Annotated in this window: 21 protein-coding genes and 4 pseudogenes; 15 read left to right on the top strand and 10 right to left on the bottom strand. The window is 69.6% G+C overall.

Translation table 11 applies throughout. The annotated features are described in order from the left end of the window. Positions 1-9: 9 nt before the first annotated feature. Both C6A87_RS21690 and C6A87_RS21685 read right to left on the bottom strand, forming a co-directional pair. The gene (locus tag C6A87_RS21690; protein ID WP_311114138.1) at positions 10-783 is read right to left on the bottom strand and encodes an enoyl-CoA hydratase; all 774 of its coding nucleotides are present in this window, start codon (positions 781-783) and stop codon (positions 10-12) included. Further along, complete coding sequence (locus C6A87_RS21685; RefSeq protein ID WP_311114137.1) at positions 780-1,823, bottom strand: enoyl-CoA hydratase/isomerase family protein; 1,044 nt, start codon at positions 1,821-1,823, stop codon at positions 780-782. The genes C6A87_RS21690 and C6A87_RS21685 overlap by 4 nt, the downstream gene beginning before the upstream one ends. Before the next feature lie 185 nt (positions 1,824-2,008). Here C6A87_RS21685 and C6A87_RS21680 point away from each other — a divergent pair, with 185 nt between their 5' ends. Then, on the top strand, positions 2,009-2,860 hold the full coding sequence (locus C6A87_RS21680) for a Bax inhibitor-1/YccA family protein (protein ID WP_311114136.1): 852 nt from the start codon (positions 2,009-2,011) through the stop codon (positions 2,858-2,860). A gap of 188 nt (positions 2,861-3,048) precedes the next feature. Beyond that, a complete protein-coding gene (locus C6A87_RS21675) occupies positions 3,049-3,972 on the top strand; it encodes a hypothetical protein (protein WP_311114135.1) in 924 nt (307 codons plus the stop codon). On the opposite strand, the pseudogene purT reads toward C6A87_RS21675, so the two are convergent. The 3 genes and pseudogenes from purT to C6A87_RS21660 form a co-directional block, all read right to left on the bottom strand. Next, positions 3,967-5,157, bottom strand: a pseudogene (purT, locus tag C6A87_RS21670) (formate-dependent phosphoribosylglycinamide formyltransferase); the annotation flags it as partial. The gene C6A87_RS21675 and the pseudogene purT sit on opposite strands and share 6 nt — an antisense overlap. Before the next feature lie 29 nt (positions 5,158-5,186). Next, a complete protein-coding gene (locus tag C6A87_RS21665) occupies positions 5,187-6,404 on the bottom strand; it encodes an acetyl-CoA C-acetyltransferase (RefSeq protein WP_311114134.1) in 1,218 nt (405 codons plus the stop codon). Positions 6,405-6,449: 45 nt separating this feature from the next. Further along, the gene (locus tag C6A87_RS21660) at positions 6,450-7,436 is read right to left on the bottom strand and encodes an SGNH/GDSL hydrolase family protein (RefSeq protein WP_311114133.1); all 987 of its coding nucleotides are present in this window, start codon (positions 7,434-7,436) and stop codon (positions 6,450-6,452) included. A 192-nt stretch (positions 7,437-7,628) separates the two neighbouring features. Between C6A87_RS21660 and C6A87_RS21655 the strand changes: the two genes are divergently transcribed. From C6A87_RS21655 to C6A87_RS21640, 5 genes and pseudogenes are all read left to right on the top strand, one after another. Next, positions 7,629-8,699: an alpha/beta hydrolase gene (locus tag C6A87_RS21655; RefSeq protein ID WP_311114132.1), complete on the top strand. Its 1,071-nt coding sequence runs from the start codon at positions 7,629-7,631 to the stop codon at positions 8,697-8,699. Positions 8,700-8,771: 72 nt separating this feature from the next. Continuing rightward, positions 8,772-9,598 (top strand): annotated as a pseudogene (locus C6A87_RS29220) (pyridoxal-phosphate dependent enzyme); the annotation flags it as partial. Then, positions 9,584-10,165: a CBS domain-containing protein gene (locus tag C6A87_RS29215; protein WP_396837114.1), complete on the top strand. Its 582-nt coding sequence runs from the start codon at positions 9,584-9,586 to the stop codon at positions 10,163-10,165. The pseudogene C6A87_RS29220 and the gene C6A87_RS29215, both read left to right, overlap by 15 nt. Before the next feature lie 280 nt (positions 10,166-10,445). Continuing rightward, complete coding sequence (locus C6A87_RS21645) at positions 10,446-11,426, top strand: hypothetical protein (protein ID WP_311114131.1); 981 nt, start codon at positions 10,446-10,448, stop codon at positions 11,424-11,426. Positions 11,427-11,515: 89 nt separating this feature from the next. Next, complete coding sequence (locus C6A87_RS21640) at positions 11,516-12,010, top strand: RDD family protein (protein WP_311114130.1); 495 nt, start codon at positions 11,516-11,518, stop codon at positions 12,008-12,010. On the opposite strand, the gene C6A87_RS21635 is transcribed toward C6A87_RS21640, so the two are convergent. Further along, on the bottom strand, positions 11,994-13,184 hold the full coding sequence (locus C6A87_RS21635) for an acyl-CoA dehydrogenase family protein (protein WP_311114129.1): 1,191 nt from the start codon (positions 13,182-13,184) through the stop codon (positions 11,994-11,996). The two genes, C6A87_RS21640 and C6A87_RS21635, sit on opposite strands and share 17 nt — an antisense overlap. Positions 13,185-13,215: 31 nt before the next feature. On the opposite strand from C6A87_RS21635, the gene C6A87_RS21630 reads away from it, so the two are divergent. Then, on the top strand, positions 13,216-14,397 hold the full coding sequence (locus C6A87_RS21630) for a cystathionine gamma-synthase (protein ID WP_311114128.1): 1,182 nt from the start codon (positions 13,216-13,218) through the stop codon (positions 14,395-14,397). Here the strand turns inward: C6A87_RS21630 and C6A87_RS21625 are convergent. The 3 genes and pseudogenes from C6A87_RS21625 to C6A87_RS21615 form a co-directional block, all read right to left on the bottom strand. After that, positions 14,394-15,065, bottom strand: coding sequence for a GPP34 family phosphoprotein (locus C6A87_RS21625; protein WP_311114127.1), 672 nt, complete (start codon positions 15,063-15,065; stop codon positions 14,394-14,396). The genes C6A87_RS21630 and C6A87_RS21625 overlap by 4 nt on opposite strands. A gap of 62 nt (positions 15,066-15,127) precedes the next feature. Further along, a complete protein-coding gene (gene greA, locus C6A87_RS21620; RefSeq protein ID WP_311114126.1) occupies positions 15,128-15,622 on the bottom strand; it encodes a transcription elongation factor GreA in 495 nt (164 codons plus the stop codon). 235 nt (positions 15,623-15,857) lie between these two features. Beyond that, positions 15,858-16,276 (bottom strand): annotated as a pseudogene (locus C6A87_RS21615) (DUF4307 domain-containing protein). Positions 16,277-16,393: 117 nt separating this feature from the next. Between C6A87_RS21615 and mca the strand changes: the two are divergent. Genes mca through C6A87_RS21595 form a run of 4 tightly spaced genes read left to right on the top strand, consistent with a single transcriptional unit; the run spans position 16,394 to position 19,966 of the window. Continuing rightward, entirely contained in the window at positions 16,394-17,269 is an 876-nt protein-coding gene (gene mca / locus C6A87_RS21610) for a mycothiol conjugate amidase Mca (RefSeq protein ID WP_311114125.1), read from the top strand. Then, positions 17,262-17,588, top strand: a complete 327-nt coding sequence (locus C6A87_RS21605; RefSeq protein WP_311114124.1) for a hypothetical protein — start codon at positions 17,262-17,264, stop codon at positions 17,586-17,588. Before mca ends, C6A87_RS21605 begins: the two co-directional genes overlap by 8 nt. Next, the gene (locus C6A87_RS21600; RefSeq protein WP_311114123.1) at positions 17,575-19,587 is read left to right on the top strand and encodes a thioredoxin domain-containing protein; all 2,013 of its coding nucleotides are present in this window, start codon (positions 17,575-17,577) and stop codon (positions 19,585-19,587) included. Before C6A87_RS21605 ends, C6A87_RS21600 begins: the two co-directional genes overlap by 14 nt. Before the next feature lie 10 nt (positions 19,588-19,597). Further along, positions 19,598-19,966: a nuclear transport factor 2 family protein gene (locus tag C6A87_RS21595; protein WP_311114122.1), complete on the top strand. Its 369-nt coding sequence runs from the start codon at positions 19,598-19,600 to the stop codon at positions 19,964-19,966. Positions 19,967-20,056: 90 nt separating this feature from the next. Here C6A87_RS21595 and C6A87_RS21590 read toward each other — a convergent pair whose 3' ends face one another. Further along, entirely contained in the window at positions 20,057-20,788 is a 732-nt protein-coding gene (locus C6A87_RS21590) for a hemolysin III family protein (protein ID WP_311114121.1), read from the bottom strand. A 57-nt stretch (positions 20,789-20,845) separates the two neighbouring features. On the opposite strand from C6A87_RS21590, the gene C6A87_RS21585 reads away from it, so the two are divergent. From C6A87_RS21585 to C6A87_RS21575, 3 genes and pseudogenes are all read left to right on the top strand, one after another. Continuing rightward, the gene (locus C6A87_RS21585) at positions 20,846-21,643 is read left to right on the top strand and encodes a (2Z,6E)-farnesyl diphosphate synthase (RefSeq protein ID WP_311118034.1); all 798 of its coding nucleotides are present in this window, start codon (positions 20,846-20,848) and stop codon (positions 21,641-21,643) included. 1 nt (position 21,644) lies between these two features. Next, positions 21,645-22,993 (top strand): annotated as a pseudogene (locus tag C6A87_RS21580) (hypothetical protein). A 141-nt stretch (positions 22,994-23,134) separates the two neighbouring features. Further along, a complete protein-coding gene (locus C6A87_RS21575) occupies positions 23,135-23,566 on the top strand; it encodes a hypothetical protein (RefSeq protein WP_311114120.1) in 432 nt (143 codons plus the stop codon). Positions 23,567-23,606: the final 40 nt, after the last annotated feature.

Here is a 23,606-nt window from a genome sequence, read left to right as displayed (position 1 = left end):
GCATGAACTCTAGCGATGCGTGAAGTTCGGCGACCGCTTCTCGGTGAACGCGTTCATACCCTCGGTCTGGTCGTCGGTGGCGAACGCCGAGTGGAACAGCCTGCGCTCGTAGAGCAGGCCCTCGGTCAGCGTGGTCTCGAACGCGCGATCGACGGCCTCCTTTGCCATCCGGGACGCCGACAGCGACATGCCCGCGACGGTGCCCGCGACCGACCGGGCCTCTTCCAGCAACGTGTCGGCCGGTACCACACGGGACACCAGCCCGGCGCGCTCGGCCTCCTCGGCGCCCATGTTGCGGCCGGTCAGGATCAGGTCCATCGCCTTGGCCTTGCCGATGGCGCGGGTCAGCCGCTGCGATCCGCCCATGCCGGGCAGCACGCCGAGCTTGATCTCGGGCTGACCGAACTTCGCGGTGTCGGCGGCGATCAGGATGTCGCACATCATCGCCAGCTCGCAGCCGCCGCCCAGCGCGTAGCCGGCGACCGCGGCGATCGTCGGGGTGCGTGTCGCGGCGAACTTGCCCCACGCGGCGAAGAAGTCCGAGGAGAAGACGTCGGCGAACGACAGGCCGGCCATCTCCTTGATGTCGGCGCCGGCGGCGAACGCCTTCTCGTTGCCGGTGACGATGATGGCCCCGACGCCCGGGTCCGCGTCGAGTTCGGCTGCGGCGGTGGTGACTTCGTGCATGACCTGGCTGTTGAGCGCGTTGAGCGCCTTCGGCCGGTTCAGCGTGATGGTGGCGACCCGGTCGTCGCGCTCGACGATGATGGTCTCAAAGGTCATGACTGCTCCTCGAAATTGATGTCGGGATCGGCGGAGACGAAGTACGCGTCGATGTCGGCTGAGGTCACGTCCGGCAGTGAGGCGGGCGACCACTTCGGGTTCTTGTCCTTGTCGATGAGCAACGCCCGGATGCCCTCGACGAGGTCGTGCGAGCGCAGCGACGCGCACGAGACCCGGAACTCCTGGCGCAGCACGTCTTCCAGTGTGTCCAGCTTCGCCGCGCGGCGCACCGCTTCCAGCGTGACCGAGACCGCGACCGGGGACCGCGACGCGATCAGGTCCGCCGCCTCGGCCGCCGCGCCGCCGTGGTCGTGCAGCGCGGCGACGATGTCGGCGACGGTCTCCTGGGCGTAGCAACGGTCGATCCACTCCCGCTGGGCCAGCAATGCGCTCGCGGGCGGCTTCTCGGCGAAAGCGGCCACTGCGGCGTCGACTCCGTCGGCCTCGATCGCGTCGACGAACGCCCCCAGGCGATCCTGCGGGACGAAGTGGTCGGCGAATCCCATCGCGATGGCGTCGGCGCCGGAGAACGGCGCGCCGGTCAGCGCGGCGTGCACGCCGAGCAGGCCCGGGGTGCGCGACAGGATGTAGGTGCCGCCGACGTCGGGGATGAACCCGATGCCGACCTCGGGCATCGCCATCTTCGTGGTCTCGGTGACCACGCGGACGCTGCCATGCGCGCTGATCCCCACCCCGCCGCCCATCGTGATGCCGTTCATCAGCGCGACGTAGGGCTTCGGGTAGCGGCCGATATAGGCGTTGAGCAGGTATTCGTCGTGCCAGAACCGGCGGGACCCGGTGCCACCGGTCTTCGCGTCGTGGTAGATCGCCACCACGTCGCCGCCCGCGCACAGGCCGCGGTCGCCGGCGCCGGAGACCACGACGGCGTCGACCGCGTCGTCGGACTCCCAGGCCGTCAGCGTTCGCGCGATCGTGTCCACCATCGGGTGGGTCAGCGAATTGATCGCTTTGGGCCGGTTGAGCGTGATGCGGCCGATGCCGCCGGCCGCAGTTACTAGGACATCCTTGTTTTCGTCCACGGATAGCAATCTAGATCGTCTCCCGGGTCGGGCCCAGCCCGGGTAAGGTTCCTGTGAAGGAACTGGGAAGTGACCGGTTGATCTTGACGATCGCCGCCGGGAACTGTCCGGGAACCTCGAACGTTGACCGTGTGATCCTCACAGGTCGAGGCATTACGACACATAGAGACAGGAAGGACCCGACGGTGCGCGAAAGCAGCAACCCGGTGTTCCGCACGTTGCCCAAGGGGCAGCAGGGCGGCTACGCGCAATTCGGTACCGGAGCCGCCGGCTACGGTACGCAGGCAGTACACGCCGATCCGTACGTCACGCAGTACCCGGACCGGCAGCAGGCGGGTGTCTCGCGTGCGCTGACCATCGATGATGTCGTGATGAAGACCGGCATGACGCTCGGCGTGCTGACGGCCGTCGCGGTGGTGTCCTACTTCCTGGTCAGCGGCAACCTCAGCCTGGCCATGCCGTTCACCCTGGTGGGTGCGCTCGGCGGCCTCGCCCTCGTGCTCGTCGCGACGTTCGGCCGCAAGCAGGACAACCCGGCGATCGTGCTGAGCTACGCGGCGCTGGAGGGCCTGTTCCTCGGTGCGGTGTCGTTCATCATCGCCAACATCGCGTCCGTCGGTGGCGTGGGCATGATCGCGCAGGCGATCGTCGGCACGCTCGGCGTGTTCTTCGGCATGCTCGTCGTCTACAAGACCGGCGCCATCCGCGTCACCCCGAAGTTCACCCGCATGATGGTCGCCGCGCTGTTCGGCGTCGTCGCCCTGATGCTGATGAACCTGGTGCTGGGCCTGTTCGGTGTCGGTGGCGGTGCGGGCCTGGGCCTGCGTGACGGTGGCGCCCTGGCCATCGGCTTCTCGCTGCTGTGCATCGGCCTGGCCGCGTTCAGCTTCCTGATCGACTTCGACGCCGCCGACCAGATGGTCCGCGCCGGCGCCCCGGAGAAGGCTGCGTGGGGCATCGCCCTCGGCCTGACCGTCACCCTGGTCTGGCTGTACCTGGAGATCCTGCGCCTGCTCAGCTACTTCAACAACGACTAGCAGTTCGGCCAGAGAAAGGGCGTCCACGAACGTGGGCGCCCTTTTTCGTGCGCGCGTGACGGGTGCGAGAGTGCGCTCAGCGCGTGCCTTCCGGCGGATCGGCGCTCTGGGCGCACTGTCGCGGAGTTATGCACAGAGCGCAGACCTCGAGGCTGCGCGGCACGCCGGCGGCCCGCCATTCTCTACACATGCAGATGCCCTTCATCGGAAGCGAAGCGGTGTCGGGCGGGCTCGTCCGCAAGCACCTGCTGCGCACCAGGTACGTCGCGCTCTATCCCGATGTGTACACCCGCCCCGGCATCGAGCTGAGCATGCAGCACCGGGCCACAGCCGCCTGGCTCTGGTCACGGCGCGGCGGCGTGCTGGCCGGTCTCACGGCATCGGCGCTGCACGGGGCGCGCTACGTCGAGGACTCGCAGCCGATCGAACTGGTCTGGTCGAACAGCCGCGCGCCGCGGGGCATCCGATCCCTCAAGCAGGACCTGCACCCCGACGAGATCACCCGCCGGCACGGGCTGCCGGTGACCAGCGTGCCGCGCACCGCGTTCGACCTGGGCCGCCGAGGTTCGCTCGACGTCGCGGTCCAGAGGCTCGACGCGCTGGGCCACGCGGCGGTTTTCGACGCCGTGGAGCTGCTGCGCTGGGCGCAGGACCGCCATTCCGGGAAGCGCGGGATGCGCCAGCTCGTAGAGGCGCTGGGCCTTCACGATCCGGGGGCACAGTCCCCGCGCGAGACGTGGCTGCGCCTCCTGCTGATCCGCGCCGGGTTCCCGCGCCCGTCCACCCAAATCCCGGTGACCAGCGCCGACGGCCGACGGCGCTACTACCTCGACATGGGTTGGGAGGACCTGAAGCTGGCGGTCGAGTATGACGGCGACCAGCACCGCGTCGACCCGGTGCAGTTCGCGCACGACATTCAGCGCGCCGAGGACCTCGACGAGATCGAATGGACGCGGATCCGCGTCGTGAAATCGAATACCACCAGCGACATCCTCAGGCGTGTGGCGCGCGCCTACGCCGCGAGAGTGCGCTCAGCGCCTGACTTCTGCGAGATTCGCGATCTGAGCGCACTGTCGCGGCAGAACCGAGCGGTCAGGGGACCCGCGGCGTGACCCGGCCGCCGCCTCGAGGGCATGGCGCCGGGCGCTGTCGACGTTGTCGTCGTAGGCCAGCGCCACTCCCATCCGGCGGGTCACAAAACTCTCCGGCTTGCCGAACAGCCGGATGTCGGTGTGCGGCACCTGCAGGGCGGCGTCGACGCCGTCGAACACCACGCCCTCGGCGTCCACGCCGCCGTAGATCACCGCGCTGGCGCCCGGGGACCTCAGCGTGGTGTCCACCGGCAGGCCCAGGATCGCCCGGGCGTGCAACTCGAACTCGTTCTGCCACTGCGTCACCATCGTCACCATGCCGGTGTCGTGCGGGCGTGGGCTGACCTCGCTGAACCAGACCTGGTCACCCTTGACGAACAGCTCCACGCCGAAGATGCCCTGCCCGCCGAGATTCCCGGTGACCGCAGCGGCGATCTGTTGGGCGCGTTCCAGCGCGGCGGCCGGCATCGGGTGCGGCTGCCAGCTCTCCACGTAGTCGCCGCTGACCTGCCGGTGCCCGATGGGTTCGCAGAACTGCGTCTCCACCTCGCCGGAGGCGCCGCGGGCCCGCACGGTCAGCAGCGTGATCTCGTAGTCGAAATCGATGAAGCCCTCGACGATGACCCGGGTTTGGCTGACCCGGCCGCCCGCCATCGCGTACTCCCAGGCCGGGGCGACATCGTCGGGTCCGTCGATCTTCGACTGGCCCTTGCCGGAGCTGCTCATCACCGGTTTGACCACGCACGGATACCCGATGCCGACGATCTCGATGGCCGCCTCGAGCTCGGCCAGCGAATCGCAGAACCGGTACGGGCTGGTAGGCAGACCGAGGGTTTCGGCCGCGAGGCGACGGATCCCATCGCGGTCCATGGTCAGCCGGGCCGCGCGCGCCGTCGGGACCACCTTCACCACGCCCTCGGCCTCGAGCTCCTCGAGCACCGGCGTCGCGATCGCCTCGATCTCCGGCACCACCAGATCCGGGCGCTCAGCCTCGATCAGCGCGCGCAACTGGTCGGGGTCCGACATGGTGATCGTTCGCGCATGGTGGGCGACCTGCTGGCCCGGCGCGTTGTCGTAGCGGTCGACGGCGATGGTCTCGACGCCGAGGCGCTGCAGCGCGATCAGCACTTCGCGGCCGAGCTCCCCAGAGCCGAGCAGCATGACTTTCGTGGCGCGCGGTGACAGCGGCGTTCCGATGGTGGTCATCGGAACAGAAGTCTATGACCCGGACGGGCTCAGGAGAGCCGCTCCACGACCATCGCCATGCCCTGCCCGCCACCGACACACATCGACTCGATGCCGAACGTCTTGTCGTAGGTGGACAGGTTGTTCAGCAGCGTGGCGGTGATCCGGGCGCCGGTCATGCCGAACGGATGCCCCAGCGCGATCGCGCCGCCGGACACGTTCAGCTTGTCCTCGTCCATACCGAGCTCGCGCGCCGAGCCGAGCACCTGCACCGCGAACGCCTCGTTGATCTCGTACAGGTCGATGTCGGAGATGCTCATCTTCGCGTTGGCCAGTGCCTTCTTGACGGCCTCGATCGGGCCGAGGCCCATGATCTCCGGCGACAGCCCCGACACGCCCGTCGACACGATGCGCGCCAGCGGGGTCAGGCCCAGCTCCTTGGCGCGGGTGTCGCTCATGATGACCACCGCGGCGGCGCCGTCGTTGAGCGGGCACGCGTTGCCGGCGGTGATCGTGCCGTTGGGCCGGAACACCGGCTTGAGCTGGCTGATCTTGTCGTAGCTGGTGCCGGCGCGGGGGCCGTCGTCCTTGGACACCACGGTGCCGTCGGGCAGCGTCACCGGCACGATCTCACGCTCGAAGAACCCGCTGTTGATGGCCTCCTCGGCGCGGTTCTGCGAGCGCACGCCCCAGTGGTCCTGGTCCTCACGGCTGATGCCGGTGAACGCGGCGACGTTCTCGGCGGTCTGGCCCATCGCGATGTACACGTCGGGCAGCAGGCCGTCCTCGCGGGGGTCGTGCCACTCGCTGGCCCCGGCGGCCGCTTCCTCGGAACGGGCCTGCGCGTCGGCGAAGATCGGGTTCTTCGAATCCGGGGCGCCGTCGGCGGCACCCTTGCCGAACCGCGACACCGTCTCCACACCGGCGGAGATGAATGCGTGGCCCTCGCCGGCCTTGATCGCGTGGAACGCCATCCGCGTGGTCTGCAGCGACGACGAGCAGTACCGGTTCACGGTGGTGCCGGGCAGGAAGTCGTACCCGAGCTCGACGGCGACCGCGCGGGCGATGTTGTAGCCGGCCTCCCCGGCGGGCTGCGCGCAGCCCATCATCAGGTCGTCGATGTCGCGGGGATCCAGCGACGGCACCTTGTCGAGCACGGCCTTGACCATCTGCGCGGCGAGGTCGTCGGGGCGCATCGAGACCAGCGAGCCCTTGTTGGCCCGGCCGATGGGGGAGCGGGCGGTGGCGACGATGACGGCTTCGGGCATGGCGGGCTCCTCAAGGTTCAACCGGTAGAACGTGTTCTGAAAAACCTAGCCCGCGGGCACCACGATCGGTGCGGGCACCCCGGTCGAGCGCCGCCACAAGCGGCTCAACCCGCCGAGCCGAGACAGCAGCGAACCGTCCTCGCCGGCCCGGGATTCCAGCGCCGCTTCGGCCGGAGTGCCGGTCACGAACTCGCCCAACGCATTACAGAGTGCGGGCAGCAGCTGCACGCCGGCCAGTTGGTAGCCGGCCGCCGACGGATGGAACATGTCCGGCGAGAACAGCAGCTCAGGGGTCTGGTAGAAGTGCGGCGCCAGCAGGTCGGAGAACGGCACCGGCACCCCGCCCACGGCGCGCACCGCGGCCGCCTGGGCGCGGGCCAGGCGCAACCCGCGGCTGCGGGCCACGAACCGAAGCGGCTGCGGGATCGCGGTGATCACGCCGAAGTCCGGGCAGGTGCCGACCACGACGACGGCGCCGCCGGCCCGCAACCGCTGCACGGCCCGCCCGAGCCGCCGGGCGGACGGGCCGACGCGGTGGGGTCTGGTGATGTCGTTGGCGCCGATCATGATGACGGCGGCGTCGGGCGGGGAACCCGCGACGTACATCGCGTCGATCTGCCCGGACAGCCCCTTCGAGGTGGCGCCGACGATGGCCTTGGTGCTCAACCGGATTCGCCTGCCGGATTCGGCGGCCAGCGCACGCGCCAGCAGCACTCCCGGCACCTCATCGGCGACCGCGCAGCCGTACCCGGTGGCCGTCGAGTCGCCGAAGATCATCAGGTGCAGGTCGAACTCGACGCCGCGGTGCCAGCGTTCGGGCGGGCCGCCGCCGGGGGAGTAGACGCCGTCGGCGCGGGGTGGCACGTCCCAGGACTTCGGGATCACCCGCCGCGTCTGCTCCGCCTGACCGTTGAGCAGATTACGGGCGCCGACGTAGGCGGTGCCGGTGGAAGCCAGCGTTGCTGCGGCCGCCAGAGCGACCGTGGAACGGCGCGGTGCATGAGCACCGGGAGCACGTCCGAGGATGCCCACGCCGCAAGTCTAGGCCGCGGCCGCGCGGATGTCGGCGGGGCGCACGAGATCGCCGATCACAGTGCGGTATCGACTGCGGTACCAAAAGCGTTTAACCCATTGTGATAGTGGTTACATGTGTCAAGCTAAGTGACGAGCTTGGCTGAATAACTCGGCTTATCCCGGACTACAACGTCGTAGGAAGTGGTGGCGATGACGGCACCAAGCAAGATCCCCAGCCCCTCAGGGCGGGGCGTAACGGCAGCTAGAGCGCAGAAGGCTCGTCGCTTCCCGGTCTCCGACGGCGCGCCCGTCGAGGTGGTCGAGGACGGTCCGAGCATTGCCGGCCGCCTCATGGGCTTGGCCGCGATGGCCACCATCAAACCGTTCCTGACCGTTGGCAGCTACGCGCCCAAGCTGCCGTGGCCGTGGGGTGCGCTCGATTTCGCCGCCCGCGTGCTCAAGCCCGCCCCCGGCACCGTGCGGGCCACCATCGGGCTGCCGCACTGCAACGCCCAACTGGTCCGCGCCGCCGGCGTGCTGCCCGCCGATGGCAACCGGAGCGTGATTCTCTACCTGCACGGCGGAGCCTTCCTCACCTGCGGGGTGAACACCCACGGCCGGCTGGTGACCGCGCTGTCCAAATGCGCGGACGCGCCGGTGCTCGTCGTGAACTACCGGATGATCCCCAAGCACTCTGTCGGCACCGCGCTGGAGGACTGCTACGACGGCTACAAATGGCTGCGGGAGCTGGGCTACGAACCCGACCAGATCGTGCTGGCCGGTGATTCCGCGGGCGGCTACCTGGCGCTGTCGCTGGCCGAGCGGCTCCAGGCCGAGGGCATCAACGGGTTCGTCGGGGAAACGCCTGCCGCGATCGTGACGATGTCGCCGCTGTTCGAGATCGACAACGAGGCCCGTGCCGAACACCCGAACGCCCGCGGCGATGCGATGTTCCCGCCGAAGGCCTTCCATGCCCTGGTCGAACTCATCGAGGCGGCCGCCGAGCGCCGGATCGTCGGCGGCAGGCCGGAAGAGGTCTACGAACCGCTCGACCACATCGAACCCGGGCTGCCGCGCACGCTGATCCACGTGTCCGGATCCGAGGTGCTGCTCAGCGACGCCCGCAAGGCGGCCCGGCTGCTGGCCGCCTCCGGCGTGCCGGTGGAGGTGCGGGTCTGGCCCGGCCAGATGCACGTCTTCCAGCTCGGGGCGCCTGTGGTGTCCGAAGCGGCCCGGTCGATCAAGCAGATCGGTGAGTACATCCGCGAGGCCACCTGGTAGCAGGAGGCCGCCTGGCTGCCCGCGGCCGGAGGCCGCCTAGATACTCGATGGCGGGCCTGAGACCATGGACGTATGCGCATCGCCCGGCACGTCAGTGAGCTCATCGGCAACACCCCTCTGGTTCAGCTGAACTCCGTCGTGCCGCCGGGCGCCGGCACCGTCGCGGCCAAGATCGAGTACCTCAACCCCGGCGGCAGCTCCAAGGACCGCATCGCGATCAAGATGATCGACGCCGCCGAGGCGAGCGGTGAGCTCAAGCCCGGCGGCACCATCGTCGAACCGACCTCCGGCAACACCGGCGTCGGCCTGGCTCTGGTGGCCCAGCAGCGCGGGTACAAGTGCGTGTTCGTCTGCCCCGACAAGGTCAGCGAGGACAAGCGCAACGTGCTGCGCGCCTACGGCGCCGAGGTCGTGGTGTGCCCGACGGCGGTCGCGCCCGACGACCCGGCCAGCTACTACAGCGTCTCCAACCGGCTGGTCCAGGAGATCGACGGCGCGTGGAAGCCCGACCAGTACTCGAACCCGATGGGCCCGGAGAGCCACTACGAGACCACCGGACCCGAGATCTGGGCTGACACGGACGGCAAGATCACCCACTTCGTCGCCGGCGTCGGCACCGGCGGCACGATCACCGGGCCGGCCGCTACCTCAAGGAGGTCTCCGGCGGCCGGGTCAAGGTGGTCGGCGTCGACCCCGAAGGATCGGTGTACTCCGGCGGCACCGGTCGTCCGTACCTGGTCGAAGGGGTCGGCGAGGACTTCTGGCCGTCGGCCTACGACCCGTCCGTGCCCGACGAGATCATCGCGGTCTCCGACGCCGACTCGTTCGACATGACCAGGCGGCTGGCTCGCGAAGAGGCGCTGCTGGTCGGCGGCTCGTGCGGAATGGCGGCCGTGGGCGCGATCCGGGTCGCCGAACGGGAAGGCCCCGACGCGCTCGTGGTCGTGCTGCTGCCCGACGGCGGCCGAGGCTACCTGTCCAAGATCTTCGACGACGCGTGGATGTCGTCCTACGGGTTCCTGCGCAGCAGGCTGGACGGGTCGGTCGAGGAGTCGACCGTCGGGGACGTGCTGCGCGGAAAGTCCGGAGCCCTCCCCGATCTGGTGCACACCCACCCGTCCGAGACGGTGCGCGACGCGATCGGGATCCTCCGGGAGTACGGGGTGTCCCAGATGCCCGTCGTCGGGGCAGAACCTCCGGTGATGGCAGGCGAGGTCGCAGGCAGCGTGTCCGAGCGTGAACTGCTCTCGGCGGTGTTCGAGGGTCGCGCGAAACTCGCCGACGCCGTCGCCGAGCACATGAGCCCGCCGCTGCCGCTGATCGGCGCCGGCGAACTGGTCAGCACCGCGGCCAAGACGCTGCGCGACTGCGACGCGGTGATGGTCGTGGAGGAGGGCAAGCCCGTAGGGGTGCTCACCCGCCACGATCTGCTCGGCTACCTGTCCGAGAGCCGGACCCGCCGCTGACGCGCTCGCGCGCGGGAAACCCCTGTTCGGCGGCGTTGCTCAGGTAATGTGAGCACGCTTGTCCAGCCATGCGCGAGCGGAGGGGGTCCATCATCGATCGACCGCCGCTCTCTGCGGGAAAGTCGTTGATCCCGGTGGCCCTGTCGGTTACCTTCCACGCAAGCGGTCGGCAGAGGCTCCACAGGCATCGAGTTTCGAACTTCCACAGTCATGCCACGCACACCGATGAAGGGGACGGTTCGCGCGCGGTGACGTTCGCGACCGAGATCAGGAGATAGCCATGACAGACACTCCGCCGCCCGGCGGCAACTTCCCGCCTCCGCCACCCGGCGGCTACCCGCCGCCCCCGCCCGGCGGCAACTACCCGCCTCCGCCACCCGGCGGCTACCCGCCGCCCCCGCCCGGCAGCGGCTTCGGCCCGCCGCCCGGTGGTAGCTTCCCGCCGCCCCAGGATCCCAGCGGCTACCCGCCGCCCCCGCCCCCGGGAATGCCCACCGGCGGCTTCGGCCCGCAGGGCGGCTTTCCGCCGCCCGCGCCGGGTTACCCGCCGATGGGCGGTCCGTCGGTGTCCGTCGGCGACACGTTCGGTTGGGCGTGGAACAAGTTCACCAAGAACGCCGTCCCGCTGATCGTCGCGACGCTGGTGTTCGGTGTCGTGCTGATCGCGTTGCAGGGCATCATCAACGTCGTCCAGATGCTGGTCTCGCCAGGGGACACGAGCTACGTCGCCGACGACAGCGGTCTGTCGTTCTCCTACGCCTCCACCGGCGTGGCCGGCATCCTGGTGGCCATTGTCGGCTGGTTCCTGTCGCTGCTCGTCGGCGCCGCCATCCAGTCGGCGTTCCTCGGCGGCATCTTCGACATCGCCAACGGCCAGCAGGTCACGGTCGGGTCGTTCTTCCGGCCGCGCAACATCGGCAACGTGGTCATCGCCGGGCTGATCGTCGGCGTGATCACCACCATCGGTTTCTTCCTGTGCATCGTGCCGGGTGTGATCGCCAGCTTCCTGCTGATGTTCACCACCATCGCGGTGCTGGACCGCAACCTGGCGCCGATGGACGCGATCAGGTCGAGCTTCGACACCGCCAAGTCCAACGTCGGTCCCGTGCTGCTGATCTGGCTCACCACCATCGCGCTGGTGCTGGTCGGCGCGCTGCTGTGCGGTGTGGGTCTGCTCGTCGCAGGCCCGGTGGCCACCTTGATGCTGGTCTACACCTACCGGACTCTCAACGGCGGATTCGTCGCCCCCGCAGTCCCGTAACCCCGTTCTGAACGATGTCGGCGTGCCCGCCTGATGCGGGCACGCCGACATTGCGTTGGGCCGCAGTGCGCTCCGGGGATGATGGGGCGGTGAACCGGACTGCGCCGAGGCTGCCGAGGCGGGCCTACACCTCGTGGTGGGCGCGGGTGGCCGCGTGGTCGGTCGACGCCGTCCCGGTCTTCCTCGCCTGGGCGATCTGGGAGACGGTGGCCGTCACCGGCACCGCGGTGGACTGCGTCACCTACGACAACGGCGGCGTCTCGTGCCGGTCGGTCACCACCCCGGCGATCGATCTGCTGGCCGTCGCGATGCTGCTGTTCACGCTCGGCTACCTGGTGTGGAATCACGGCTACCGCCAGGGCGCCACCGGTGCCAGCCTCGGCAAAACGGTGCTGCGGTTCCGGGTGGTCGACGAAAAGACCTGGCAACCGGTCGGATTCGGCGCCTCGCTGCTGCGTCAGCTGGTGCACCTGGTCGACGCGGTGATCTGCTTCGTCGGTTTCCTGTTCCCGCTGTGGGACGCCAGGCGCCAGACGCTGGCCGACAAGCTCGTCGGCACGGTGTGCGTCAGCGGAACGCGCTGACCCCGGTGAGCGCCTCGCCGATCACCAGCTGGTGCACCTCCGAGGTGCCTTCGTAGGTCAGTACCGACTCCAGGTTGTTGGCGTGCCGCAGGACCGGATACTCCAGGGTGATCCCGTTGGCGCCCAACAGGGTTCTGCACTGGCGGGCGATCTCGATGGCCTCGCGGACGTTGTTGAGCTTGCCGACGCTGACCTGCTCGGGCCGGATCCGGTCCGCGTCCTTGAGCCGGCCCAGGTGCAGGGCGAGCAGTTGCGCCTTGCCGAGCTCCACTGCCATATCCGCGATCTTGGCCTGCGTGAGTTGATAACTGGACAACGGCCGGTCGAACACCGCCCGGGTGCCGACGTAGTCCAGCGTCGCCTGCAGGCAGTCCCTGGCCGCCCCGACGGCGCCGAACACGATCCCGAACCGTGCCTCCGACAGACAGCTCAGCGGGGCCTTGAGGCCCGCAGCCTCCGGCAGTCTCGCGTCCTCGGGCACGCGGACGTCGTCGAGGTGGATCTCGGAGGTGACCGACGCCCGCAGCGACAGCTTGCGCGTCATCTCGGTGGCGTGGAACCCGGGTGTCGAGGTCGGCACCGCGAACCCGACCACGCCCTCCTTGGAGCGTGCCCAGATCACCGCGACGTCGGCGACCGAGGCGTTGGTGATCCACATCTTCGAGCCGTTGAGGATCCAGTCCGACCCGTCGCGGCGGGCGGTGGTGCGCATGCCGCCCGGGTTGGAGCCGTAGTCCGGTTCGGTCAGGCCGAAGCAGCCGATCAACTCGCCTGCCGCCATCCCGGGCAGCCACTGCGTGCGCTGCTCCTCGCTGCCCCAGCGGTGGATGGCGTACATCGCCAGCGAACCCTGCACCGAGACCAGGCTGCGCAGCCCGCTGTCGACAGCCTCGAGCTCCTGGCACACCAGCCCGTAGGCGGTCGCCGACGACCCGCCGCAGCCGTAGCCGGTCAGGTGCATGCCGAGCAGGCCGAGCTTGCCGAACTCCAGGGCGAGCTCACGCACCGGGACCACCCCGCTGTCGAACCAGTCCGGGACGTGCGGGCGTAGCCGCTGTTCGCCGAACTCGCGCACCATCGTGCGCAGGTCCCGGTCCTCGGCGCTGAGCAGCGAGTCGAGGTCGAGGAGGGTTTCGAGAGTGGAGGTCGCCGACGATGACTGGTGGACGGACATGTCCAAGTTGTACACCGCTAGCCTTGGCGGCATGAGTGAGCAGCGCAGCGCCTCGGACCATTACCGGGCTTACGGACCGGCCACCAGGGCCATCCACGCCGGATACCGTCCCGATCCGGCGACCGGGGTGGTCAACCCCCCGATCTACGCCAGCTCGACCTTCGCCCAGGACGGGGTCGGCGGGCTGCGCGGCGGCTTCGAGTACGCCCGCACCGGCAACCCGACCCGCTCGGTGCTGGAGGGTGCGCTTGCGGCGATGGAGGGCGCGACCTACGGACGCGCGTTCAGCTCGGGCATGGCGGCCACCGACTGCGTGCTGCGCGCCGTGCTGCGCCCAGGTGACCACCTGGTGATCCCCGACGACGCCTACGGCGGCACCTTCCGGCTCATCGACAAGGTGTTCAGCCTGTGGGGCATCAGCTACACCGCGGTGGCGCTGTCGGACCTGGACCGGGTGCGCGCAGCCGTCACCGAACGCACGAAGCTGATCTGGATCGAGACCCCGACCAATCCGCTGCTGACGATCGCCGACATCGCCGGCATCGCCGAGGTGGGCGCCGCCACGGGCGCGAAAGTGTTGGTGGACAACACGTTCGCCTCTCCCGCGCTGCAGCAGCCGCTGCCGCTGGGCGCCGACATCGTGCTGCACTCGACGACCAAGTACATCGGCGGGCACTCCGACGTCGTCGGCGGCGCGCTGCTGACCGACGACGAATCCCTCGACGCGGCGTTCGCATTCCTGCAGAACGGCGCGGGCGCGGTGCCGGGACCGTTCGACGCGTACCTGACCATCCGCGGGCTCAAGACGCTGCCGCTGCGGATGCAGCGACACAGCGAGAACGCGCTGGCGATCGCCGAGTTCCTCGCCGAGCATCCTGCGATCACCACGGTGCTGTACCCGGGTCTGCCCGGCCACCTCAACCACGACGTCGCGGCCCGCCAGATGAGCGGGTTCGGCGGCATGGTGTCCGTGCGGCTGCGCGGCGGCCCGCAGGCCGCGCGCGACTTCTGCGCCCGCACCGAGATCTTCATCCTCGCGGAGTCGCTGGGCGGGGTGGAGTCGCTGATCGAGTACCCGGGCGCGATGACGCACGCGTCGACCGCAGGGTCCCAGTTGGAGGTGCCCGACGATCTGGTCCGGCTGTCCGTCGGCATCGAGGACGTCGCCGACCTGCTCGGTGACGTCGAGCAGGCGCTCGGCTCTGGCGGCTAGGCCAGCTGGGCCAGCGCCTGCCGCACCGCGGACGCGGTGACCGCGAGGTTGATCTCCGGCAGGCCCGTCACGGACTCGTCGACCCAACTGCCGCCGGCGATCTCTCCGGCGCGGGCGTGCACCCAGCGCCAGCCGCGGTCGTTGAGGCTCAGCAGCGCGCCGAGGCCGTCGACCGCGTGCAGCACGGTGATCACGCCGGCCGTCGCCGGGCCGGGCGGTCGCCGGTCGAACAGGGCGGCCATCAACGCGCCGCGCGCCGCGGTCGCCCGGTCGCGGTGGGTCAGCGGATACGCGTACGAACGCCGGAACAGCTTGCCCGAGTGGGCGATCCGACGAATCTGACCGGTCCGCTCCAGTTCGTCGACGACGAGCTTCTCACTGTTTTTCGCCAGCGCCTTGAGCGCCGCGCCGGGAGCGAGGGGCCGGGCGCGCACCACCTCGAACGCCGCACCCGTCACCGGGTCCATCGGACCGGCGGCCTCCAGCGCGACCAGCCGGCCCGCCGGGATCGACTCGCCGTCGACGGCAGGCCGAACCCGGCAGGCGAAGGCCAGGTCGAGCAGTATCGCCGCCGCGAGCGCACGCTCGCGGCGCGGACCGTCCAGGCCGGGTTGGGCGGACGCGTTGTCGACGAGCAGCAGGAACAGGTCCTCTGCAATCTGCGCCATCGTCGGAGACTAACGCGGCCTCAGCGGGCCGCGCCGGTCACCGGGCATCCGCCGCCGCGGGCTCAGCCGTGATACGGCTCGGCGCTGACCAGGGTCACCTTGACGGTGTTGCCGCTGGGCACGGTGTAGGAGCGTGATTCGCCGACCTTCGCGTCGAGCAGCGCGCCGCCGAGCGGCGAATTCGGCGAGTACACCTCGAGTTTGCCGTCGCTGACGCCCTGCTCCCGGGTGCCGATCAGGAAGGTCTCGGTGTCGCTCTCGTCGTCGTCGTAGTACACCTTCACCACCGAGCCGGGCAGCGCGATGCCGGACTGCTTCGGGGCCTCGCCGACCTTGGCGTTGTTGAGCAGCTCCTGCAGCTGACGGATACGGGCCTCTTCCTGGCCCTGCTGCTCGCGGGCGGCGTGGTAGCCGCCGTTCTCACGCAGGTCGCCCTCTTCGCGGCGGTCGTTGATCTCGGCGGCGATGACGGGACGGTTGGCGATCAGCTGGTCGAGCTCGCCCTTGAGGCGGTCGTGGGACTCTTGGGTCAGCCAGGTGACCTGGGTGTCGGTCATGTCCTGCTCCTGTCGTTTGTGTGCTTCCACGCTGTACGGCTGCAGAAGATTGGAAAACTCCGCCACGGCGCTGGGAAGCTCCTGCGTGTACTGCCGCCATCGCGAGCGTCGGTTCTGAGCTCAGAATGCAGCAATACACGGCCCCAGCAGGAACCGTGTATCGGGCCAGCATAGCACCGCCGGGCGAGCCCAACGTCGGATTTTTGCCGCTGCCGGTGGGCCGCCAGGCCGGTCGTCAGCCTCCGACCAGGTAGCCCGGAACGTCGGTGCCGCACCCGTACACGTCGCCCACGACCGCCGGCTCGTCTCGACGGTGGCCTTGACCTGCACGGTCTTGTCCGACGACGGCGGCACCAGCACCTCGCGCCTGCCCGTCTCGTCACCGTCGTAAGACCGGGCGCGCACGATGCAGACCACCGGTCGCGACGGGTCGTCGCGGGTCACGCTGACGGTGACCTCGACGGTGTGGGGATCGAGCACCTGATATCCGGCGAGTTCGCCCTTGACGTCGCCGGAGCCGAAGCGGACGAACGCGACGGCGGCGATGGCGATGCCGGTGACCACCACGAGCGCCGTCAATCCGATGACGACCCAACGGCGGGTACGCCGGCTGAGCCGCTGTCGTCCGTAGCGTTCGGTGGGACGGTCGATCATCTCGTTTTGCATGCCCGTCGGTCGGATGGGTCTACTAGACCTGGAACTATAAGGCCACTCGCGTGGTTGAACCGAAGCGTGAGTGGGCAAGCAGGTGACCAGCTGAGAAGGACCAGGTTGAGCGAACTGCGGTTGATGGCCGTCCATGCGCACCCGGACGACGAGTCCAGCAAGGGTGCCGCGACGATGGCGCGCTACGTCGATGAGGGCGTGCGCGTCATGGTCGTGACGCTGACCGGTGGGGAACGCGGCGACATCCTCAATCCGGCGATGGACCTGCCGGAGGTGCACGGCCGGATGCCGGAGATCCGCCGCGACGAGATGGCCAGAGCCGCCCAGATCCTCGGCGTCGAGCACCACTGGCTGGGCTTCGTCGACTCCGGGTTGCCCGAGGGCGATCCGCTGCCGCCGCTGCCCGAGGGGTGCTTCGCGCTGGAACCGCTGGAGGTGCCCACCGAGGCGCTGGTGAAGGTGATCCGGGACTTCAAGCCGCACGTCATGACCACCTATGACGAGAACGGCGGCTATCCGCACCCGGACCACATCAAGTGCCACCAGGTGTCCGTCGCCGCCTACGAGGCCGCGGGCGACCACCTGCTCTACCCGGACGCCGGCAGGCCGTGGGACGTGTCGAAGCTGTACTACAACCACGGGTTCCTGCGGCAGCGCATGCAGGTCCTGCAGGACGAGTTCGCCAAGCACGGGCAGGAAGGTCCGTTCGGCAAGTGGCTGGAGAGCTGGGACCCCGACGAGGATCTCCTGGCCAAGCGGGTGACCACCCGGATCGAGTGCAGCAAGTACTTCGCCCAACGGGACGAGGCGCTGCTCGCGCACGCCACGCAGATCGACCCGAAGAGCTTTTTCTTCACCACACCGATGGAGTGGCAGCAGCGGTTGTGGCCGACCGAAGAGTACGAGTTGGCCAGGTCACGGGTGCCGGTGGAACTGCCCGAGACCAACCTGTTCGCCGGGATTGAGGGACGCGATGAATGACCTGCTCATGACGGGCATGGACCTGATGACGGTGGCCCAGGACGGGCCGCGTCAGACCGGGCCGGATTTCGGCAAGGCCAGCCCGTTCGGGCTGATCATCGTGGTGCTGTTGCTCATCGCGGTGTTCCTGCTTGTGTGGTCGATGAACCGGCACCTGCGCAAGCTGCCGAAGTCCTTCGGCGCGGCCGAAACCGAGGGCGACGAGCCGGCAGGCGAGCGCAAAGCCGGCGAGGTCAAGACGGGTGACGGCGAGTCCGGCGGCGACCCCGACCTGGCGACCGAGAACCCGGCCGACGGGACGGAACGTGGCTCGAGCTGACGGCTCGACGAACACCCTGGCGCGGGCGACCAGCCCGTACCTGAGGCAGCATGCCGACAACCCGGTGCACTGGCAGCAGTGGACACCGGACGCGCTGGCGCTGGCTGCCGAACGCGACGTGCCGATCCTGCTTTCGGTCGGCTATTCGGCCTGCCACTGGTGCCATGTGATGGCCCACGAATCCTTCGCCGACGACGACGTGGCCGCGGCGATGAACGCCGGCTTCGTCTGCATCAAGGTCGACCGCGAGGAGCGGCCGGACCTGGACGCGGTGTACATGAACGCGACGGTGGCGCTGACCGGCCAGGGCGGCTGGCCGATGACTTGCTTCCTGACCCCTGACGGGCGCCCGTTCTTCTGCGGCACCTACTACCCGAAGGACAACTTCCTGCAGCTGCTGGCCGCGGTCACCGAGACGTGGCGCACGCGCCGCGCCGAGGTGGAGGAGACGTCGGACAAGATCGCGGGGGAGCTGCGGTCGATGGCCGCGGGCCTGCCCGGCGGCGGTCCGCCCGTCACCGCCGAGATGTGCGACGAGGCGGTGGCGACCGTGCTGCGCGACTTCGACACCGTCAACGGCGGTTTCGGGAGGGCGCCGAAGTTTCCGCCGTCGTCGTTGCTCGAGGCGCTGCTGCGTCACCACGAACGCACCGGCGCGTCGTTGGCGCCGGTGTCGCAGACCTGCGAGGCGATGGCCCGCGGCGGAATCTACGACCAGCTCGGCGGCGGATTCGCCCGCTACAGCGTCGACGCCGCGTGGGTGGTGCCGCACTTCGAGAAGATGCTCTACGACAACGCCCAGCTGCTGCGGGTCTACGCGCACTGGGCCCGGATCACCGGAAATCCACTGGCGCACAAGGTGGTCGAAGAGACCGCGGCATTCCTGATCGACGACCTGCGCGCCGACGGGATGTTCTGCTCGGCGCTGGACGCCGACACCGCCGGGGTGGAGGGCCTGACCTACGTGTGGACGCCTGGGCAACTCGTCGACGTGCTCGGTGAAACCGACGGGCGTTGGGCGGCGGAGGTTTTCGGGGTCACCGAGACCGGAACCTTCGAAGCGGGCGCGTCAGTGCTGCAGTTGCCCGCGAGCACCGGGCACTCCGATCCCGGCCGGGACCGCTTCGAGCGTGTGCGCGCCGCGCTGCGCTCGGCGAGGCTGGGCAGGCCGCAGCCGGCGCGCGACGACAAGGTGGTGACCGCGTGGAACGGGCTGGCGATCACCGCGCTCACCGAGGCGTCGTTCGCGTGTGACAGGCCCGAATACCTCGACGCCGCAATCGAATGCGCCCGCCGGGTACTCGCGGTGCATGTGGTCGACGGCAGGCTCCGGCGCTCCAGCCTCGGCGGTGTGGTCGGCGACAGCGTGGCGGTGCTGGAGGATCACGCCGCGCTGGCCACCGGGCTGCTGGCGCTGCACCAGGCGACCGCGGAGCAGCAATGGCTGGACCACGCGTGCCGGCTGCTGGATCTCGCGCTCGAGCACTTCGCCGATCCCGGCGTCCCCGGCCGATGGTTCGACGCCGCCGACGACGCCGAGCAGCTGGTGCTCCGCCCGTCGGACCCGCTCGACGGTGCCACGCCCTCGGGTGCGTCGCTGACCGCCGAGGCGCTGCAGTTGGCCGCGCACCTGGCCGCCGGTCCTGCCGCCCAGCGGTATTCGGTGGCCGCCGAGGCCACGCTGTCCGCGGCCACCGTGCTGCTGACCCGCGCCGCGCGCTCGGCCGGACACTGGCTCGCCGTTGCCGAGGCCGGCGTGCGCGGGCCTATCCAGATCGCCGTCGCCGGCGGGCCGGACTCGGCGCTGTTGACCGCCGCGCGCAGGCTGGCGCCCGGCGGGGCCGTCGTGATCGGCGGTGAGGTGAATTCGTCTGAGCTGCTGCGGGACCGGCCTCGCGTCGGCGGCGCGGACGCCGCCTACGTGTGCCGGGGCCGGGTCTGTGACATGCCTGTCACCACCGTCGAGGATCTCGCCACCGCACTGAGGCCCTCCGTGTAGCGTGCCGCTCATGAGTTTCGAGCCGGATGTGTTGCAGGGTTTTGTCCAGCGCTATCTCGACACCGTCGCCGGCGGTGACGCCGACGCGGTCGCCGCGCTCTACGCCGAGGACGCCACCCTCGAAGATCCGGTGGGCGGCGGCGAGGTGCACATCGGGCGGCAGGCCATCGCCGGGTTCTACAAGAACGTCGCGGGCGCCGCGATCACCACCGAGTTGCTGAGCTTCCGCGCCGGCGGCCACGAGGCGGCCTTCGTCTTCGCGATCACGGTGGGCGGCACGATGCGCATCGAACCCATCGAGGTGATGGCGTTCGACGGCGACGGTCAGATCACGTCGATGAAGGCTTACTGGGGCCCGCAGAACATCACGCAGCTCTAGCCTGCCGTCCGACGCGGCGCGAGCGTGCGCAAAGTCGGCCATTTCCCCGGCGAGTTGCCCGCAGACACGCACGCTCGCGGGGGTGGGACGCTAGTAGACGGCGAACCACATCGCGATGTAATGGCAGATCGCCGCGACTGCGGTGCAGGCGTGGAAGAACTCGTGGTGCCCGAACGTCGCGGGCCACGGGTTCGGCCACTTGAGTGCGTACAGCACCCCGCCGACGCTGTAGAGCGCACCGCCGACGATCAGCAGCACCACCGCGGCCGTCCCGGCGCCCTGCATGATCGGGCCGATGAACCACACCGCGACCCAGCCCAGCAGGATGTAGAGCGGCACCCCGAGCCAGCGCGGCGACGACGGCCAGAGCATCTTCAGCGCCACACCCGCCAGCGCGCCGCCCCACACGATCCACAGCAGCACCATGCCGTCGCGTTCGGGCAGCGCCAGCAGCGCGAACGGGGTGTAACTGCCCGCGATGAACAGGAAGATCATCGAATGGTCGGCGCGCTTCATCCATTTGCGCGCGGTGACCGAGGTCCAGTTCACCCGGTGATAGACCCCGCTGACGGTGAACATCGCCACAATCGTCAGCGTGTAGACGAGCGTCGCGATCCCGGCCCTGGTGGACTGCGTCGACCACGACACCGCGACGAGCGTCGCGCCGCAGATGACCGCGATGACCGCCGAATACACGTGGATCCAGCCCCGTAACCTCGGCTTGCCCAGGTACTGGGCGACGCCTTCGGCGACCGCTTCGGGCAGATCCTCGGGGTCCCGCGGGGAATCGGCGGTGTACCACGGTTCGAGGGATGTGGGCATGTCACCTCCGCTGGCTGTGGGCTGGTTTCACCTCGCGCCACAGTAGTCTGAATGATCGTGGACCTTATTCCGCGGCGCCTCAAGGAGCCGATGTACCGGCTCTACGAGATGCGTCTGCGACAGGGGCTCACGGCGTCGCGCGCGGAACTACCCCGCCATATTGCCGTTCTGTGCGACGGCAACCGGCGGTGGGCCCGTGAATTGGGTCACGACGACGTCAGCTTCGGCTACCGGGCGGGCGCAGGCAAGATCGCCGAGATGCTGCGCTGGTGCCAGGAGGCCGGCATCGAACTGGCCACCGTGTACCTGCTGTCCACCGAGAACCTGCAGCGCGACGACGACGAACTGGCGGCGCTGATCGAGATCATCACCGAGGTGGTCGAGGAGATCTGCGCGCCGGCCAACCACTGGAGTGTGCGCACCGTCGGCGATCTGGAGCTGCTCGGGGAGGAGCCGGCGCGCCGGCTGCGTGAGGCGGTCTCCTCGACGAGTGACACCGCCCCTGCCGGGTCCTTCCACGTCAACGTCGCCGTCGGCTACGGCGGTCGGCAGGAGATCGTCGACGCGGTCCGCGGCCTGCTGAGCAAGGAGATGGCCAACGGCGTCACCGGCGAGGGCCTGATCGAAGCCGTGACCGCCGAGGCGATCTCGGAGAACCTGTACACCTCCGGCCAGCCCGACCCCGATCTGGTGATCCGCACCTCGGGGGAGCAGCGGCTGTCCGGATTCCTGTTGTGGCAGAGCGCCTATTCGGAGATGTGGTTCACCGAGGCGTACTGGCCGGAGTTCCGGCGGGTCGACTTCCTGCGTGCGCTGCGCGACTACAGCGCCCGGCACCGGCGTTTCGGCCGCTGACATGCTCGCGCTGTCGGCCTCGGTGTTCGCACTGAGCTGGTGGCTGGGGCTTTATCTGCTCGCGCGCAATCCGCGCAAGGCCGTGCTGGTGCTGGCCGCGGTCGGGTTGACCAGCTTCGCGCTCGTGGTGGCACTCGACGCCGTCCGCGTGGTCAGCGGCGCCGAGGTGCTCAGCCGCGTCGAGATCTACCTCGTCGCGCTGCCCGGCATCGCATGGTTCGCGGTGCTGCTCGAGCTGTCGCGGCCGCGCGACACCTGGCGCAGCCGGGCCGGGGAGGCCGCGCTGGTGGGCTGCGTCGCGGCCGTCGCGTTCGCCGGAGCCGCGCTTGCGGGTGACGTCGAGGGCCCGCTGCGGCTCGGGCACTGGGTGATGTTCGCCGCGGTCTCGGTGCCGTCGCTGGGGTTGATGATCCAGACCGCGGCCCGGCGGTCGCAGCCCCGGCCGGTGGTCGGGTTCGTCGTGGTGGCCACGCTGTTCTTCGCGCTCGGCAACGCGATCCTGATCATCCCGCTGGGCCTGGTGCCCAGCTGGCTGGCGTTGGCGTCCACCGGTGTCGACGTCGCGCTGCTCGGTGTGGCCGTCGCGATCGGTGACGCGTTCGACGAGGGCCAGGCGCTGCGCAAAGACATGCTGCGCTCGTTCGCAGGCACGGCCGTCGTCGCGGTCCTGTTCGGCGGTCAGCTGCTGATCGGTCTGGCCGTGGCGGGCCGGACACCACGCTGGTGGTGCTGCTGTTCACCAGCCTGGCGGTCGCGATCGCGATCAACGTGCTGGCCGACCCGCTGGCCGGGCTGCTGGACCGGCTGGCGTTCTCCGGCTCACCCGCGTTGCGCGCCGACCGGGCGGCGCTGCGCGGCACCGAGGCTGCGCTGCCGCTGCGCTCGTCCAGCCCGCTGGACGGGATGGACGAGGACACCTTCGCCCGGGTCACCCGTCGTGCGCTCGGCCACTACGGCGACCTGTCCAAGCTCGTCGCCAGCCCGCTGACCGCGCTGCCGGTCATCGACGAGCGGCTGGCCCGCCGCGGGGCGCCGGATCAGCCGCTGGAGCGGGCCATCGAACTGCGGGCGCTGCTGGCCGAACGGATCGCCGCGCTCAAACCGCGCGACGGCGGGGACTTCGGCACCACCGAGCAGTGGCGGCACTACAACGCGCTGTACTTCCCGTACGTGGTCGGCGTGCGCGCCTACGCCCAGAACGCGACGGCGGCGGGCCTGGATCCGGTCGCCCGCCAGGCGTGGCACTGGCTGGTCGCCGAGGTCCCGCAGCGGTCGCTGCACAACTGGCAGAACACGGCCGCGCGCGTCATCGCCACCGATCTGCGCAGCAGCGTCGTCACCGCACGCTGACCCGGCACCAGGGCTGACCTGCGGTTGGCAGTGTCTGGCAGCGTCCGGGGTCGAGTTGGCAGTGAGTTCCGCGCACCGTCAGGACGTGGCCGCCGTCACCGCGGGCCGCACTTCCGAGACAGTGCCAGGAAAGGACTCACCATGACCAACTCGATGACCACCACGGTCTCCGCCCGACTGCACGAGTCGACCGACTCGCTGCTGCGGCTGGGCATGCGCGCCGACGCGGTACTGACCGGCGTGGCCGGGCTGGCCGCGCTTCCGCTGGCCGGCTGGCTGGCCGAGCTGTCGGGCACCACAACGACCATCGAATACGCGCTGGCCGCATTCTTCATCGCCTACGGCGTGGTGGTGTACGGCCTGGCCGCGCTGCCGAAGCTGGATGTCGCGGGCCTGGTGGTGATCGCGGCCAACCTGCTCTACACCGTGGCCGCGGTGGCGATCGTGCTCACCGATGTGTGGACGCTGACCACGGCCGGGGTGGCGGTGGTGCTCGCCACCGGTGTCTACACGCTGGCGTTCGCCGACCTGCAGTACCTCGGATGGCGCCGGATGCGCAGGGCCACCCCCTGACCCCGCGCGGGCGGAAATCAGGTAGTCGACCACCTATGCC

This window comes from Mycobacterium sp. ITM-2016-00317, from assembly GCF_002968295.1.
Lineage (GTDB): Bacteria > Actinomycetota > Actinomycetes > Mycobacteriales > Mycobacteriaceae > Mycobacterium.
This window is presented reverse-complemented; position numbering and strand designations above follow the sequence as displayed.